Annotated in this window: 13 protein-coding genes; 8 read left to right on the forward strand and 5 right to left on the reverse strand. The window is 72.4% G+C overall.

What is annotated here, in order from left to right:
• Positions 1-53: 53 nt before the first annotated feature.
• Positions 54-2,117 (reverse strand): methyl-accepting chemotaxis protein, encoded by a 2,064-nt coding sequence (locus MKK69_RS18145; RefSeq protein WP_243970091.1) that lies wholly within the window; start codon positions 2,115-2,117, stop codon positions 54-56.
• Positions 2,118-2,473: 356 nt separating this feature from the next.
• Between MKK69_RS18145 and MKK69_RS18150 the strand changes: the two genes are divergently transcribed.
• The gene (locus MKK69_RS18150; protein WP_243970093.1) at positions 2,474-2,710 is read left to right on the forward strand and encodes a hypothetical protein; all 237 of its coding nucleotides are present in this window, start codon (positions 2,474-2,476) and stop codon (positions 2,708-2,710) included.
• Here MKK69_RS18150 and MKK69_RS18155 read toward each other — a convergent pair.
• On the reverse strand, positions 2,692-3,198 hold the full coding sequence (locus MKK69_RS18155; protein WP_243970094.1) for a GNAT family N-acetyltransferase: 507 nt from the start codon (positions 3,196-3,198) through the stop codon (positions 2,692-2,694). The genes MKK69_RS18150 and MKK69_RS18155 overlap by 19 nt on opposite strands.
• Before the next feature lie 707 nt (positions 3,199-3,905).
• Between MKK69_RS18155 and MKK69_RS18160 the strand changes: the two genes are divergently transcribed.
• The 5 genes from MKK69_RS18160 to MKK69_RS18180 all read left to right on the forward strand — a co-directional run bounded on the left by MKK69_RS18160 (position 3,906) and on the right by MKK69_RS18180 (position 9,535).
• Entirely contained in the window at positions 3,906-5,072 is a 1,167-nt protein-coding gene (locus MKK69_RS18160; protein ID WP_243970096.1) for a type III PLP-dependent enzyme, read from the forward strand.
• 226 nt (positions 5,073-5,298) lie between these two features.
• Positions 5,299-5,850, forward strand: a complete 552-nt coding sequence (locus MKK69_RS18165; protein ID WP_243970098.1) for a GNAT family N-acetyltransferase — start codon at positions 5,299-5,301, stop codon at positions 5,848-5,850.
• Positions 5,851-6,053: 203 nt separating this feature from the next.
• Positions 6,054-7,067 (forward strand): N-acetyltransferase DgcN, encoded by a 1,014-nt coding sequence (dgcN, locus tag MKK69_RS18170; RefSeq protein ID WP_243970156.1) that lies wholly within the window; start codon positions 6,054-6,056, stop codon positions 7,065-7,067.
• 1 nt (position 7,068) lies between these two features.
• The gene (gene dgcA / locus MKK69_RS18175; RefSeq protein ID WP_243970100.1) at positions 7,069-8,052 is read left to right on the forward strand and encodes an N-acetyl-D-Glu racemase DgcA; all 984 of its coding nucleotides are present in this window, start codon (positions 7,069-7,071) and stop codon (positions 8,050-8,052) included.
• A 433-nt stretch (positions 8,053-8,485) separates the two neighbouring features.
• A complete protein-coding gene (locus MKK69_RS18180; RefSeq protein ID WP_243970102.1) occupies positions 8,486-9,535 on the forward strand; it encodes a ketopantoate reductase family protein in 1,050 nt (349 codons plus the stop codon).
• Positions 9,536-9,714: 179 nt separating this feature from the next.
• On the opposite strand, the gene MKK69_RS18185 is transcribed toward MKK69_RS18180, so the two are convergent.
• On the reverse strand, positions 9,715-10,053 hold the full coding sequence (locus tag MKK69_RS18185) for a DUF1491 family protein (protein ID WP_243970104.1): 339 nt from the start codon (positions 10,051-10,053) through the stop codon (positions 9,715-9,717).
• Positions 10,054-10,527: 474 nt separating this feature from the next.
• On the opposite strand from MKK69_RS18185, the gene MKK69_RS18190 reads away from it, so the two are divergent.
• Positions 10,528-11,661, forward strand: coding sequence for an acyltransferase family protein (locus MKK69_RS18190; RefSeq protein WP_243970106.1), 1,134 nt, complete (start codon positions 10,528-10,530; stop codon positions 11,659-11,661).
• Between the two features lie 40 nt (positions 11,662-11,701).
• On the opposite strand, the gene MKK69_RS18195 is transcribed toward MKK69_RS18190, so the two are convergent.
• Both MKK69_RS18195 and gcvA read right to left on the reverse strand, forming a co-directional pair.
• Positions 11,702-13,846, reverse strand: a complete 2,145-nt coding sequence (locus MKK69_RS18195) for a helicase-related protein (protein ID WP_243970108.1) — start codon at positions 13,844-13,846, stop codon at positions 11,702-11,704.
• Positions 13,847-13,992: 146 nt separating this feature from the next.
• Positions 13,993-14,880, reverse strand: a complete 888-nt coding sequence (gene gcvA, locus MKK69_RS18200; RefSeq protein WP_243970109.1) for a transcriptional regulator GcvA — start codon at positions 14,878-14,880, stop codon at positions 13,993-13,995.
• Between the two features lie 93 nt (positions 14,881-14,973).
• Here gcvA and MKK69_RS18205 point away from each other — a divergent pair, with 93 nt between their 5' ends.
• Complete coding sequence (locus tag MKK69_RS18205; RefSeq protein WP_243970111.1) at positions 14,974-16,206, forward strand: MFS transporter; 1,233 nt, start codon at positions 14,974-14,976, stop codon at positions 16,204-16,206.
• Positions 16,207-16,218: the final 12 nt, after the last annotated feature.

Genomic DNA, 16,218 nt, shown 5'->3' on the forward strand with positions numbered 1-16,218 from the left:
TTAACGGGGCGGGAACGGGGCGGGGGCCGGTCGGCCCGGCGCTCGCGTGCCGGTCAGGCGGCCCGGACGGTGTCGAGGAAGCGGGCGACCTCGGCCTCGAGGTGCTCGGACTGGCGCGACAGCGCCGAGGCGGCGTCGAGGACCTGGCCCGCCGCCCGGCCGGTCTCCTCGGCGGTCCCGGCGACGCCCACGATGGTGCTGGTCACCGCGCCGGTGCCCTGCGCCGCCTGGCCGACGTTGCGCACGATCTCCTGCGTGGCCGCGCCCTGCTCCTCCACCGCCGCCGCGATCGAGGTCGCCACGCCGTTGATCTCCTGGATGCGGGTCGTGATCGCGCCGATCGCCGACACGGCCTGGGCCGTCGAGCCCTGGACCCGGGCGATCTGCCCGGCGATCTCCCCGGTGGCCTTGGCGGTCTGCTCGGCCAGCGCCTTCACCTCGGAGGCGACCACCGCGAAGCCGCGGCCGGCCGCGCCGGCGCGGGCCGCCTCGATCGTGGCGTTGAGCGCCAGCAGGTTGGTCTGCCCGGCGATCGACGAGATCAGCCCGACCACGTCGCCGATCCGGCTGACCGCGCTGTTCAGCTCCTGCACCAGGGCGCCGGTCTGGTCGACCTGGTCGGCCGCGGCCTTCGCGAGGTCCGCCGAACCCTCGACCTGACGGCCGATCTCCCGGACCGAGGTGCCGAGCTCCTCGGCCGCCGCCGCGACCGTGTTGACGTTGCTGGAGGCTTGCTCGGCGGCGGCCGCCACCGTGGTGGACCGGCTGGCGGTCTCGGCCGCGACGCCGCTCATGGTCCGCGCCGTCGCCTGCAACGCGGTGGCCGCGTCGGCGACGCGGCCGATGATGCTCCCGATCGTCCGCTGAAAGCCCTCGGCCATCTCGCGCATCCCGGCCTTGCGCTGCGCGTCGGTGGCCCGCCGCGCCTGCTCGGCCTGCGCCTCCAGGGCACGGGTGCGAAGCAGGTTGTCCTTGAAGACCTGGACGGCCGCGGCCATCGCGCCGATCTCGTCGCGGCGGTCCCGGAAGGGCACCTCGGCGGTGGCGTCCCCGTCCGCCAGCGCCCGCATCGTCGCGGTCATCCGTCCGATCGGCCGCAGAACCCCGCGGAAGACCGCGAGCAGGCCCAGGCCGACGAGCAGGAGCGAGGCGAGCAACGCCCCGGCATTGCGCAGCAGCGCCGCTTCGGCCTGGCCTTGGAGCGTGCCGGCGCGGGTGATCAGCTCGTCGAGGGCGACAGAGGCGAGGTCCACGATCGTCTGCTGGTCGGCGGTGTTGCGCGTCCGCGATTCCAAGAGGGTGATGCCGGGCGGCGTGTGCTGACTGAACGCATCGAACAAGGCCTGACGGCGCGCCAGGGTCGGCCCCTCGAAATTATGGGCCTTGGCGCTCTGCATCGCGGCCCGGACGGTCTCGGAGATCTCCGACGCACTTGCGGCCACGCGCTGCCACGCCGCCTCCATCCGGCCGAGTTCCCTGGACGCGGCCATGGACTCGGCCAGGGACCACGACGTGCCGGCCGCGAGGGTCGACTGGATGCGCGTGCCGACATCCCCGCTCGCCATGCGCAGCGCCCAGGCGGCGCGCTTGATCGTGAGGTTCCGGCGCAGGACCGGGTCGGACAGGGGAATCGCGGCATCGACGGCGTCGGCGGTGGCGCCGAGGGCGTCGAGCATCGCCTGCCAGGCCGTCCGGGTATCGGCCGGCAGGGCCGCCGCGCGCTGCGCCTTGGGGAGGCGGATGCCCTGGGCGAGGCGGGGGCGCAGGGCCGCGAGCGCCGCCCGGGCCGCCTGGAGCTCGCCGAGCGGTACCGTGACGGAGGGCAGATCCTGGTCCCGCAGGAGCGTCGCGATGTGCACGACGGCGCTGTCGACCCGCTGGTCATTCGTCTCGAAGTCGGACACCGACGCGGCATCGAGGGGCGTTTCGCTGGCGTTGCCCTGAAGGGCGATGCCGCGCGCGAGGCGCGTCGCCAGCAGACCCTGGAGCGCGGTGCGGCTCACCTGCGTCAGGGTCCCGACCCTGGCCGCCTCCCGGGCTTGTCCATGCACCTCCATCAGCGCGATCGTCGCGTAGCTCAGCACGATGAGGCCCATCGCGCTCAGGACGAGGCACATCGTCGTGCGGATCGAAACTCCTTTTGGAAGACGCATGTTCAGACCTCGACGCAAGGGCGCATTGAAATTGAATTCGGCACTCTGTTAGCACACAGTGGTTGTCGCTTCGTTCATATTGTGCAAAGAGTTGAAATACCAGCGTAGCACGATGTCTAAACAAAGCATAGCGTTTTGCGTTCTGATCGTATTGCAGCACATACTTCAAGTATCAGGAATTTATATTGATATGCAGCAATTGAGATCAATATTATTGATCAAAAACCCTTTGCATCCGTAAGGCGGCGGATGTTCCGCCCTTCCGCGGATGAACAATCCTGCAGCGTCCGTGCCGCGCCGTGGTGGCGGCCGAGGTGAAGATGCTGGCCGAACAGACCGCGAAGGCCACGCACGACAGCGCCGCCCGGGTCGCCGGGATCCGGGAGGGCACGCGGCGCGCGGTCGGCGCCAACGAGGCGGTGTCCGGCCTGATGGCGGCGATCCTGACGGCGGCCGCCGGCGCGATCGCCCACAGCGGGCTGGCCGTTGCGCGCACCGTGCGTTCCCAGGCGCCGAAGATCGACGCGCGGACCCGGTGCTACAGCGCGCGCTCGTAGCGCCACGCCTCCATGCCGTCCTCGTAATAGTCGGGACGCACCGCGAAGCGGACATAGCCCCGGCGCTCGTAGAGGCGGATGCCGGCGCCGTTGTCGGCCCGCACTTCCAGCCGCAGGCGGTCGCAGCCATGGGCGCGGGCCTGTGCCTCGGCGGCGTCGAGGATCTTTCCGCCGAGCCCGAGGCCGCCGCGGTTCGGCGCGACCGCGATCGAGGCCAGGCGGGCGATGCGGCTGCCGCGCCGCCGCTCCAGCACCGCGGCGCCGACGAGGACCGGATCCGGGGCGCCGTCCGGCACGTCGAGCAGGGCCGCCAGGACGTCCATGGTCGGCGACAGGATCGCGTGGCGGATCGCCCGGCGCTCGGCCCGGTCGGTGGCGAAGGCGGCGTGTTCCAGGGCGACGAGGGCGTCGAGGTCGGCGAGCGTGGCGGCGCGGATCACCGGCTCCGGGAGATCGACGGCGACCGCGTGGCGGATCGGGGCGCTCACGCCCGCGCCGTCGCGGTGGATCTGCTCGCCCCGCCCATCGCTCACCCGCCTGCATACGCCACGCTCGCCGTCAGATGCCCGCTTCCGCCCCGCTTGGGAAGCCCGCCCGGCCCCCCGGGATGCGCCGTTTTTGCAACGGGCGGCCCGGGGGGTGGATTTCCGGCTGAAAAGCGGCTGCTGCAGGTTGTATTGCCCTTGCCGATACGGGGGCGGCCCCGTATATGCCGCTTGCCCAATTTCGCACGTGCCTGTGGCCGCGTGTCGGTTGGTGGGCATCCGGTCAACTGCCGGACAGCCGCCAGGGGTCTTAAAGGATCGATGGTCGCAAGGGTGGATCCCTACGGCCGGCATCCAGGTGGCAACACCGGACCCCGACAACAACCGGCAGCCGGAGGCGAAACCGGCGAACCCCGCTCTCCACGGGGGACGCAGCTTAAAGCAACGACGAACGGGCTTTTTTGGTCTCGTCGGCCCTCCAAAGGCCGGCACCGAAGAGGCTTGTTTCTCTTTGCCCGGCGTGCGGTGGGGGTCCTCCCTTCCAATCCACGGCAGCTTCCGGGTGCCCTGCGCCCGCACGGATGCACGCGTCTCCACACCGCGTGAGTCTGCGCGACGCTTCGCCCCCTGACGCCGGCGGCCTGTCAGGCCGTCACCTTCGACAGCGCGCCCCGCGAAGGGCGCACGCGAACCCGTGCCGGGAGACGACCATGACCGACCGCATCCGTGACTACCTGCGCGTGCGCCGCGACCTCGGTCAGGACGAGGGGCCCGTGATGGTCCTCGACCTCGATGTCGTGCGCGACAACTACACCGCCTTCGCCCGCGCCCTTCCGGATACCCGCGTGTTCTACGCCGTGAAGGCGAACCCGGCCCCCGAGGTGCTGCGCCTGCTCGCCGAGATGGGCTCCTGCTTCGACACCGCCTCGGTGGCCGAGATGGAGATGGTGCTCGCCGCCGGCGCCACCGCCGACCGGATCTCCTTCGGCAACACCATCAAGAAGGAGCGCTGCATCGGCCGCGCCCTCGCGCTCGGCATCCGCCTGTTCGCGGTCGATTGCCAGGCCGAGGTCGAGAAGATCGCCCGGGCCGCCGAGACCGTGGGCGTGCCGGCCGCCGAGGTGCGGGTGTTCTGCCGCATCCTGTGCGACGGCGCCGGCGCCGACTGGCCGCTGTCGCGCAAGTTCGGCTGCGTGCCCGAGATGGCCGCGGACGTGCTGGAGCACGCCCATCGCCAGGGGCTCGAGGCCTACGGCATCTCGTTCCATGTCGGCTCGCAGCAGGGCAACACCGAGGCCTGGGACGGGGCGCTCGGCTCCGCGGCGGCGGTGTTCCACGAGTGCGCGGAGCGCGGCATCGGCCTGTCGATGGTCAATCTCGGCGGCGGCTTCCCCACCCAGTATCTCAAGGCGGTCCCGGGGGTGGAGAGCTACGGCGAGGCGATCTTCCGCGGCCTGACCAAGCATTTCGGCAACCGGATCCCCGAGACGATCATCGAGCCGGGCCGGGGCATGGTCGGCAATGCCGGCCTGATCGAGGCCGAGGTGGTGCTGGTGTCGAAGAAGTCCGCGCAGGCCGACGAGGTGCGCTGGGTCTATCTCGACATCGGCAAGTTCGGCGGGCTGGCCGAGACCATGGACGAGGCGATCCGCTACCCGATCCGCACCGCGCGGGACGGGGAGCAGACCGAGCCCTGCGTCATCGCCGGGCCGACCTGCGACTCGGTGGACGTGCTCTACGAGCGGCAGCTCTACCCGCTGCCGATCTCGCTCTCGATCGGCGACAAGGTGCTGATCGAGGGGGCGGGCGCCTACACCACGACCTACGCGGCGGTGGCCTTCAACGGCTTCCCGCCCCTCCAGCAGATCGTGATCTGATCGCGCCGGCCGCCCGGGATGCTCCGGGCGGCCTCCATCCAGGACCGTTCCCGGTGGGTGGGCCGCGGCAGGGTGTGGACGCACGGATTCCGTTCGTCCGGAACCATCCTGCGGTCATGCGGCGTTAAGGGCCGCCGTCGCTTCTCAGGACGCGACGGCCAGGCCCGATCGCCTGCCGAGACGATCCATCGCTTCTCCCGCATGCCGGCCCGGGGAGGGCACAGCCATGATCGAGATCCGCGCGGAGCACGGCCACGACGTCCCGGCGCGTGAGCGCCTGCTCGACGCGTGCTTTGCCGGCAATCGACGTGCCAAGACTTCGGAGCGCCTGCGCGAGGGACGGCTTCCGGCCCGCGGCCTCGCCTTCGCGGCGACCCGCGCCGGCCGGCTCGTCGGCACCCTGCGGCTGTGGCATGTCGAGGCCGGGCTCGCCCGGCCGGCGCTGCTGCTCGGGCCGCTCGCGGTCGATCCGGCGATCCAGGGCCAGGGGCTCGGCTCGGTGATGATGCAGGCCGCGCTGGGCCGGGCGGAGGCCCTCGGTCACGGCGCCGTGCTGCTGGTCGGCGATGCGCCCTACTACGCCCGCTTCGGCTTCGCGGGGGCGCTGGCGGAAGCGCTGACCCTGCCGGGGCCGTTCGAGCGCGCGCGTTTCCTCGGGCTCGAACTGCGTCCGGGTGCGCTGGCGGGGGCCGAGGGCATGGTCCGGCCGACGGGCGTCCTCGCCCCGGTCGAGCGGGTGGCGGACGAGGCCGCGGCCGGGCGACGACGCGCCGCCTGAGCGAGGCTTCCGCCTGCCGCCGGGGTGAGGGCGGTCCGCCCGAGCGCGACCGCATCCCCAGCGGGGTCTCCGGCTCGGGCGCGGTGCCGGCATGCGCCGAATGGCGGCCCGGTCCACCGTCCTGGCCGCCATCGTGCATTGCGCCGGACGGGCCAGATCCCGCATAGACGGGGCGCCGGCCTCCCGAGAAGGTGTCCCGTCCGATGCAGATCGCCACGCCCTACCTGATGTTCCTGGGTGACGTGCCCGACACGCTGGCGGCCAAGACCGCCTACGGCATCAAAGACTGGCGCCCGGACTGGTGCATCGGTCAGATGCGGCTCCCGGGCTGCGCCGCCGATCTCGGCATCCCCGACATGACCCTGCCGGAGGCCCTGGCCAAGGGCTGCCGGACCCTGGTGATCGGCGTCGTCAACGCCGGCGGCGTGCTGCCCGACCATTGGGTAAAGGAGATCGTCGCGGCGATCGAGGCCGGCCTCGACGTGGCGAGCGGCCTGCACGTCAAGCTCGGCGCGGTGCCGGCCATCGCCGAGGCGGCGGCCCGGCGCGGCCGCCAGCTCCACGACGTGCGCCACACCGACGAGCGCTTCCCCACCGGCAAGGGCACCAAACGCGCGGGTCGGCGCCTGCTGACCGTGGGCACCGACTGCTCGGTGGGCAAGAAATACACCGTGCTGGCCCTGGAGCGGGGCATGCGCGAGCGCGGCCTCGACGCGGATTTCCGCGCCACCGGCCAGACCGGCGTGTTCATCTCCGGCCGGGGCGTGGCCATCGATGCCGTGGTGGCCGACTTCATCTCCGGCGCGGTCGAGACGATCTCGCCGGAGGCCGCCCCGAACCACTGGGACCTGATCGAGGGGCAGGGCTCGCTCTACCACCCGTCCTTCGCGGGCGTGAGCCTCGGCCTGCTGCACGGCGCCCAGGCCGACGCTTTCGTGGTCTGCCACGAGCCGACCCGCACGACGATGCGCGGCGTGCAGCATCCGCTGCCGACGATCCGGCAGGTCATCGACCTCACCGTGCAGCTCGGCAGCCTGACCAACCCGGGGATCAAGCCGGTGGGCATCGCGGTGAACACGCAGGCGCTCGCCGAGGACGAGGCCCGGGCGCTCCTGGACACGCTTGGGTCCGAGCACGGCCTGCCCGCCACCGACCCGGTGCGCTTCGGCGTGGACGGGCTGGTCGACCGGATCGTCGCCGACTTCCCGGAGGCCTGACATGGGCCGCCGCCTGAGCCTCTCGGTGGAGCGTTTCCCGATCGCCGGCGCCTTCACGATCTCCCGCGGCAGCCGCACCGAGATCGCCGTGGTGGTGGCCACCATCACGGACGAGAACGGCGTCGGGCGCGGGGAATGCGTGCCCTATCCCCGCTACGGCGAGAGCGTCGAGAGCGTGGTCGCGCTGATCGAGGGGCAGGGGGAAGCCATCGCGGCGGGGATCGGCCGGGACGAGCTGATGACGCGGATGAAGGCGGGGGCGGCGCGCAACGCCCTCGACTGCGCGCTGTTCGACCTGGAAGCCAAGCTCCAGGGCCGCCCGGCCTGGGCCATCGCCGGGCTGCCCGAACCCCGGCCGGCGATCACCGCCTACACGCTGAGCCTCGGCACGCCGGAGAGCATGGGCGAGGCCGCCCGCAAGGCCGCCCACCGGCCGCTCCTGAAGGTGAAGCTCGGCGGGGCCGGGGACCCGGAGCGGATCGCCGCCGTCCGGGCCGGCGCGCCGGAGTCCCGCCTGATCGTCGACGCCAACGAGGCGTGGCGGCCGGAGACCGTGGAAGCCAACTTCGAAGCCTGCCTGAAGGCGGGCGTCGCGCTGATCGAGCAGCCGCTACCGGCCGATGCCGACGCGCTGCTCGCCGGGATCCCGCATCCGGTTCCGGTCTGCGCCGACGAGAGCCTGCACGACCGCGCCGGCCTCGACGCGCTCGCCGGGCGCTACGACGCGATCAACATCAAGCTCGACAAGACCGGCGGCCTGACCGAGGCGGTGCTGCTCGCCCGGGAGGCGAAGGGGCGGGGCCTCGCCATCATGGTCGGCTGCATGCTCGGCACCTCGCTCGGCATGGCGCCGGCGGCGCTCCTGGCCGAGGGGGCCGAGTTCGTGGATCTCGACGGTCCGCTGCTGCTCGCCCGCGACCGCGCGCCGCCGCTGCGCTACGAGGGCAGCCTGATGCATCCGCCGACGCCGGAACTGTGGGGATAGGGATCGCGCTGACCGGCGGATCAACCGGTCTGGGCACGGCCTCGATGACGGAGCGCCGCAGACCCCTCTCCCGCACTGGAGAGGGGGCCGGTCGCGCTGCGTCATGAGCCGCGTGCCTGGAACGTGTGTCGCCCTCCGCCCGTGCGGGGAGGAGAGAACGCCTCGGCCAGCGATCTGTGAACATCATAGCCCGCACGGGGGAGGGGACCCGCGCCGCGTTCTTTGCATCCGAGAGGCCATCCGAGCGTCTCCGAACCCGCGTCGCCCATCGTCCGATCGCACATCGGAGCCGGTTGGGATCAGGTATACCAGAAGGCTTGCCTTCTCCCCGCCCCGCTGCCATCCATCGGTCAAGCGATGGGGCCGAGCGTCAACGCCCAGGACCCGGCAGCCCGACAACAACAGCAAAACCAATATGCTGGGGAGGACCGACATGGCCAAGAACATCCTGATCCTGGGGGCCTCCTACGGCTCGCTCCTGGGGACCAAGCTCCTGATGGCCGGTCACAACGTGACCCTGGTCTGCCGCAGGAAGACCGCCGACCTGATCAACCGCGACGGCACCGAGGTCCGGATCAAGCTCCGCGACGAGAAGGAGCACCGGTCGATCCATTCGCGCGACCTGCCGGGCAAGGTCGACGCGATGCCGCCGGAGGACGTCGACGTGGCGCGCTACGACCTCGTCGGCCTCGCCATGCAGGAGCCGCAATACAACAACCACACGATCCGCGTGCTGATGATCAAGATCGCGGCGGCGAAGCTGCCGTGCCTGTCGATCATGAACATGCCGCCGCTGCCCTACCTCAAGCGGATCCCGGGGCTCGCCGCCATGGACCTTGAGGACGCCTACACCAATGCCGGCGTCTGGGACCGGTTCGAGCCGGGGCTGGTGACGCTCTGCTCCCCCGATCCGCAGGCGTTCCGGCCCCCGGAGGAGGAGGCCAACGTCCTCCATGTCGGGCTGCCGACGAACTTCAAGGCGGCGACCTTCGCGGACGAGGGCCACAACGCGCTGCTCCGGGAGCTGGAGGCCGATATCGACGCCGTCCGCCTCGACGGGCACGACGTGCCGGTGAAGCTCAAGGTGTTCGATTCGCTGTTCGTGCCGCTGGCCAAGTGGTCGATGCTGCTCACCGGCAATTACCGCTGCATCACCCCGGGCGAGCCGCAATCGATCCACGACGCGGTGCACGGTGATCTGGCGCGCTCGCGGGCGATCTACGAGCATGTCGACGGGATCGCCCGGAAGCTCGGCGCCGACCCGGCCGATCAGGTGCCGTTCGAGAAATACGCCAAGGCCGCCGAGAGCCTGCTGAAGCCCTCCTCGGCCGCCCGCGCGGTGGCCAACGGCGCCCCCTATATCGAGCGGGTCGATCTGCTGGTGAAGCTGATCTCCCACCAACTCGGCGAACCCAGCGCCGAGATCGACCGCACGGTCGCGACCGTCGACCGCAAGCTCGACGAGCGCATCATCGAGGGCTGACGGATCCCGTCGCGTGCGGGCCGGGCGCGACGCCGAGCGGTGTCGCGTCATCCAACCCGTCATCACGAGCGCAGCGAAGTGACCTGGGGCGAAGTAACCTGGGGCAGCGCGACACCGGTCGCCGGGGTGACACGGGATCGCTTCGCTGGACGCGCAGAGGCGGTCAGCGGGCCTTCATATCACTCCGCCAAGTCCAGGAAATGGCAGCCCTGGCGGTCGTCGATCTCGACGATCCAGAGGTCGGAATCGAACCGGATCTCCTTGGTCAGGCGCTCCTCCACGTCGAGCGGGCTGCCGCCGGTGACGATGGCGGCGAAGCGGCGATCCCCGCTCTCCTCCGCCTCGAACAGGGCCTGCGGTGCCGGGCCGTAGAGATCGGCGGCGCCGTCGAGGCGGTCGACCTTCACGAAGATCGCCCCCGCCTCCGGCGAACCGCGCCGGCGCAGCACCGCCGGGACGCCCGCGACGCCGAGGCGGCGCAGATGGGCCGAGACCCAGAAATCGGAGCGCAGGCGCATGCGGCGTTAGACCTTTCGAGATGCCGGTGCCGGCGCGGTGACCAACGCCCCAGCGGCGATGGATCGGCCTGCACCGCGGGACGCGACGCGGGGCCGCGTCCGGGGGGCGACGAGAGTCACACAACGTCCCCCGCGTGTCTCCCTCTCCCCGCACGCCTACGGGCGACACAGGTTCAAGGCACGCGGCTCATGACGCGGCGCGACAGGCCCCCCCTCCCGTGCGGAAGAAGGGGGCCTGTCGCGCCGTCCCGAACCGATGTGCGAGCATCGTCGCCCCCCGGTCGGGGCCGGTCCCGTATCCCGCCCGCGATGCGATCGATGGACGGGATCTCGCCCGGCGCTCTTAACCGTCCCGATACAGTTTCGGGGATGAACATCGATTCGCCCGTCACGGTGCAGGGAACCGATTTACTGTGCCCGGACCGGTTCGCTGCCCACGATGCAGCCCGACCCTCCGGTTGCACGGGTGGAGCGATGCGCGGCACACGGCTCGGCTATATCGATACGATCCGCGGCCTGGCCGCCCTGGCGGTCATCTACTTCCACGTCGCCGATCACCTGCTGAAGACCGGCCAGGCAGGGGCGGGGATCGAGTCGGTCCTGTTCGTGGCGCTCACGCAGTGGATCGATCTCGGGAAGGTGGCGGTGGTGATGTTCTTCGCCGTCTCCGGCTTCGTGGTCCCCTACTCGCTCGACGGGCGCAGCCGGACCCCCGTCCGGGACTTCGCGATCAGCCGGTTCTTCCGCCTCTATCCGGTCTACTGGCTCTCGATTCCGCTCGGGATCTACGCCTTCTACGTCGTGCCGGGCCGCGGCATCCCGGTGGCGACCGTGCTGGCCAACCTGACGATGCTCCAGCAATTCGCCGGGATCGAGAACGTCATCGGCCTGTACTGGACCCTGCAGATCGAGCTGATCTTCTACGGCCTCTGCGTGCTGCTGTTCTGCGCCGGGCTCCTCCAGCGGACGCGCGGCGTCGCCGGCGCCGCCGTGGCGATGCTGGGCGCGGCCATCCTCATGGCGGTCGCCCGCCACCAGCTCGGCAAGGCCCTCCCGGTGGCGCTCCCCCTCGCCCTGGCGATCATGCTCTGGGGAACCCTCTGGCGCCGCTGGCACGTCGAGGGGCAGGCGGAGGCGCGGCGCGCCGCCCTCGGCGTCCTGGCCCTGATCGTACTCGCCGTCCCGGTCGTCTCGGTGCTGGCCTACGGGCGCGATCTCGGATTCGGCGAGACGTGGTACCGCTACACCGCCACCTACTGGGCGGCCCTCGGGCTGTTCGCCCTGATGACCACGCGCGGCCGGATCGAGGCGCCCGTCTTCGCCTGGCTGGGGGCGCTGAGCTACGGCCTCTACCTGTTCGGCCCGATCGCGCAGGAGGCGGTGAGCGCCGCCGCCCGGTCCGTGGGGCTCACGGGCCACGGCCACGCGCTGATCGCCGCGGCGATGCTGGTGGCCCTGGCCTGCGCGGCGCCGGTGCATCGCTTCGTCGAGCGGCCCAGCATCCGCCTCGGCCGGCGCCTGATCGCGGACCTCCACCGGGACCGGGCCGCCGGGGCCGTATCACCGTCCCCCGCGGGGGCTTCGTCCCGCGTCGGGACGGCGTCCTGACCGGGTCTCACGTCGGAACCCCGCGCGCCGCAGCCGTCGGTCACCGCGCCCCGGCGCTGCGGCGGGTGCGCCGTTCCGCCTTGCGGGTCGCGGTCTCCCGCAGGTGCTGCTCGATGGCGTCGTTGGCCCGGCCGCGCATGTGCCGGATCGCCTCCACGTCGTCGAAGGTCTCGGGGAAGCGCCGCGACAGCCAGAGATAGGCGCTCGCGAGCTTCACGGTCCGCTCCTGGTAGTCGAGGGCGCCGGTGAGGTTCCCCCGCAGCGCCGGCACCGTCTGGCCGCCCGCCCGCGCCTGGCACCAGCGCTCCAGCAGACCCATGGCGATCTCGTCGCGCCGGTCGATCGGGCAGACCGAGAAGGCGAACTTCTCCTCGATCGGCAGCCGGGCCCGGTCGACCGTGCGGGCGACCTCCAGCACCTCCTCCAGGGCCGAGGGCTGAAACGGCGAGCCCGCGTAGAAGGTCGCCCGGGCGAAGTGCGTCAGCACCTCGTGGAGGCTGTGCGTGCGCATCTCCGCGGCCACCGAGCGGATCGCCCCGAGATCCGGGCGGACATAGAAGCGCGTGTCGGCCGCCGGCGCCGTGGGCGCCCCCGACAGGGCGGTCCGGATCGGCTCGACGGCGACGGGGTCGGTCGCCGCCACGTAGCCGACATCCTGGTGGCCGTAGCGGCCCGCCCGGCCGGCGATCTGCCGGATCTCGGAATGGGTGAGCGCCCGCTCGGCGCTCCCGTCCCACTTGCGCACCGCCGAGAACACGACCCGCTTGAGCGGCCCGAGGTTGAGCCCCATGCCGATCGCGTCGGTGGTGACCAGCACGTCGGCCTCGCCCGCGCGGAAGCGGGCGGCCTCGGCCCGGCGGACCTCCGGCGACAGGGCGCCGTAGATCGTCGCCACCCGGTGGCCCCTGGCCACCAGGATCTCGCGGTTCTCGTGCACCGCCCGGCGGGAGAAGGCCACGACCGCGTCGCCGGGCTCGACCTTCTCCAGGGGCACCGGCGCCTCCAGCAGCAGGAGCGGCGACTTGCGGGTGAAGGGGATCACCTCCAGGGATTCGTTGGCCGCCTCCGCGGCGCGGCGGACATACGACAGGGCGTCGTCGGAGCCGCAGACGATCACGGTCCGGGCGGCGACGCCGAACAGGGCGTTGCTCCAGGCCCAGCCCCGGTCGGGATCCGACAGCATCTGGATCTCGTCGATCACCGCCACGTCGATCGGCCGGGTCAGGTCGGCGGTCTCGATGGTGCGGGCGGTGTGGGTCGGATCGGGCTCGCCCAGCACCTCCTCGCCGGTGATCATGCCGGCGCGCAGGCCCCGCTCGCGCAGGGCCTCGTAGTTCTCCAGCGCCAGGAGCCGCAGCGGCGCGAGGTAGGCGCCGGTCTCCGCCGCCGTCAGGTGCTGGAGCGCCGCGTAGGTCTTGCCGGAATTGGTCGGCCCCATGTGGAACAGGATTTTCCGGTTGAGGCGCCGGGCGGCGGTGAACCGCTCGATATAGGCGCCGAAGCCGACCTGATCGCGCAGGCGGCGCAGACGCGAGCCCTCGCGGGCCACCGCCTTGGCGTGCCGGCGCACGGGGGTGAGGGTGTCGTTCAGGGCACGGGCGAGCTTCGGGCCGTAGGTGAACACCCGGGACCGGAGCGACCGGTCCATATGGGCGATGTAGGCGGCGGCATCCGCCCCGACCTCGCGCAGGTCGACGAGGATCTGCGCCCGCAGCCCGTCCACGGGCTTGTGCAGGGCGCGGACCGCCTGGAGCGCGGTCTGCGCCACGGCGGCGCGCAGGGCCTCCAGGCGATGCGCCGGGTCGTTCCGGGCCGCCATCCGGGCGAGGATCTCGGCCGCCTCCGGGTCGGGGGCGATGTCGAGCCGCAGGTCCAGGCGGCCGTTGTCGAGGAGCGGGATCTCGGTCCGGATCAGCCACGTGATCCGGTGGTCCTTCGTGACGACGGCCCGCAGGGCGGGAATCGCCTTCCGGACCGCCGGGACCCCGGTCTCGGCGAAGACCCGGGCCGCCCGCATCGCGCGCAGCGCCCCGGCGACCCGCGCGTCCTCCACCTCCGCGCCGTAGTCGGGCAGTTCGAGATGGGCGAGCAGCCGGTCGAGATCGACGGCGTCCGGCGACAGGCCGAGCCGCCCCAGGGATTCGATCAGGCTGTCGATCGTCGGGCGGAGACGCTTGCGCGCCATGCGGTCACCTCTGGCAGCGGCGTCTCACGCCAACCCGGACGTGGTCGGGGGCGTTCCGAGCGCCACCATGCGCCGGGACGCGCCGGCGCGCCACGCCGGATTCGCCGCCGCCCCGGGTCGCTTCGCTGCGCGCGCGAGGACGACCCTCACGGCCGCCGGGCCGCTTCGGCGAGCCACCCGCAGAAGGCCCGGACCGCCGGATCCTCCGCCCGGGGCTCCGGGACGTAGGTGTAGTAGCTCCGCGCCGGCAGCGCCGGGCCGGCGAAGGGCAGGGTCAGACGGCCGGCCGCCACGTCGTCGGCGATCAGGCGCTCGGGACCCATGGCGACCCCGAGCCCGTCGAGGGCGGCCTGGAGCGTCAGGTAGAAATGCTCCAGCGTCACCGAGGCCTGGGGCTCCAGGTCCGGCACCCCCGCCGCCCGCAGCCAGTCCGGCCAGACCCGCGGCAGCGTCGCCGCGTGCAGGAGCGTGTGCCGGGCGAGCTGTTCCGGCGTCGCGAGGGGGAGGCGCCGCAGCAGTGCCGGGCTGCAGACGGGGATGCGCCGCTCCGAGAGGAACGGCTCGGCGACGTGGCCCGGGCGCGCGTCCGGGCCGCCCCGGATCGCCACGTCGAACGGGTCCGTCAGCTGCGCCAGGGGCACGTTGGAGGTGGTCAGCCGCACCTCGATCGCCGGGTTGGCCCGCTGGAACCCGGACAGGCGCGGGATCAGCCACCGCAGGGTGAAGGTCGCCAGCGCGTTGACGTGCAGCAGGCGCGGGCGGCCCCGCTCCGCCTGCCGGGCGGTGGCGAGGGCGATCCGGTCGAGGGCGGCGCCGATCTCGGCGGCGTAGGCGGTGCCGGCCTCGGTGAGGACGACACGCCGGTTGTGGCGCTCGAAGAGCGGCAGCCCCAGCCAGGCCTCGAGCATCTGCACCTGCCGGCTCACCGCCCCGTGGGTGACGTGCAGCTCGTCCGCCGCGCGGGTGAAGCTGCCGTGGCGGGCGGCGGCCTCGAAGGCCTTCACGGCGTTGAGCGGCGGCAGGCGGCGATGCACAGGTCAGGTTTCCTCACGCGAGCGTCAGCATAAGTCGTTTGTCAGGGTCGAACCAGGCGGCCATCCTGTGATGCCAGCACGGATGGTGACAGGATGTCCTTCGCGTCGGACCGGACCGCGTCCCCCGATCACGCCCGCCCGCAGGAGGCCCGCCAGACCCTCGCGGTCACGGGGCTCAACCACGCCCTGCACGACGGCTACACGGATCTCATCTACGTGCTGCTGCCGGTCTGGCAGGCGGAGTTCGGCCTCGACTACGCCGCCCTGGCGCTGCTGCGCTCCCTCTACAACGGCGCGCTGGCGGCGCTGCAGATGCCGGCGAGCCGCCTCGCCCAGTCCCTCGGGGCCCGCACCGTCCTGGCGCTCGGCACCCTGCTCAGCGCCGGGGGCTACGCCGTCGCGGGTGCCTCGGGCGGCCTGGTCGGCCTCGGTGCCGGATTGCTGCTCGGCGGTGCCGGCAGCAGCACCCAGCACCCCCTGGCCTCGGCGGTGATCGCCCGGGCCTACGGCCCCGGGGCGCGGGGGCCGCTCGGCACCTACAATTTCACCGGCGATCTCGGGAAGGCGGCGGTTCCGCCCCTGGTCGGGATCCTGCTGACCCAGTCGGGCTGGCGGCACGCGCTCTGGGCGGTCGCCGCCGCGGGGGTGGTGGTGGCGCTGGCTGTCGCGCGCCTGCTGCCGCGTGATCCGGCTTCACGCGGTCCCGCGCCCGGCACGGCCGTCCGGACGGCCGCGCCCGCCGATTCCGGGGCGGCCGGCGGCGGCGGCTTTGGGCTGCTGGTCGCCATCGGCATGCTCGACAACGCCGCGCGCCCGGCCTTCCTGATCTACCTGCCGTTCCTGATGCAGGAGAAGGGCGCAGCGCTGACCACGGTGGGCCTCGCGCTCGCCCTGGTCTTCGTCGGCGGTGCCCTCGGCAAGGCGATCTGCGGACGCGTCGGGGCGCGCCTGGGCGTGACCCGCACCGTGATCCTCACCGAGACCGGGACCGCCCTGACGATCCTGGCGGTGATCGCGCTGCCGCTCGCCCCCGTGCTGCTCCTGCTCCCGGTCCTGGGTGTGATGCTGAACGGCACCTCGTCGGTGCTCTACGGGACCGTGCCGGAACTGGCCCCGGGGGGCCGCGTCGAGCGGGCCTTCGCGGTGTTCTACACCTGGACCCTCGGCGGCAGCGCGCTGGCGGCGCCGCTGCTCTACGGGCGGCTCGGCGACGCGGCCGGGCCGCACTGGGCGGCGGTCGCGGCGGCCGCGACGGCTCTGGCCGCGGTGCCGCTCATGCTGGCCCTGGCGCCGCGCCTCCGGGTGGCGCCCGCGCGACGGCCCTGATCGGCGCGATCC

The organism is Methylobacterium sp. J-026 (genome assembly GCF_022829585.1).
Lineage (GTDB): Bacteria > Pseudomonadota > Alphaproteobacteria > Rhizobiales > Beijerinckiaceae > Methylobacterium.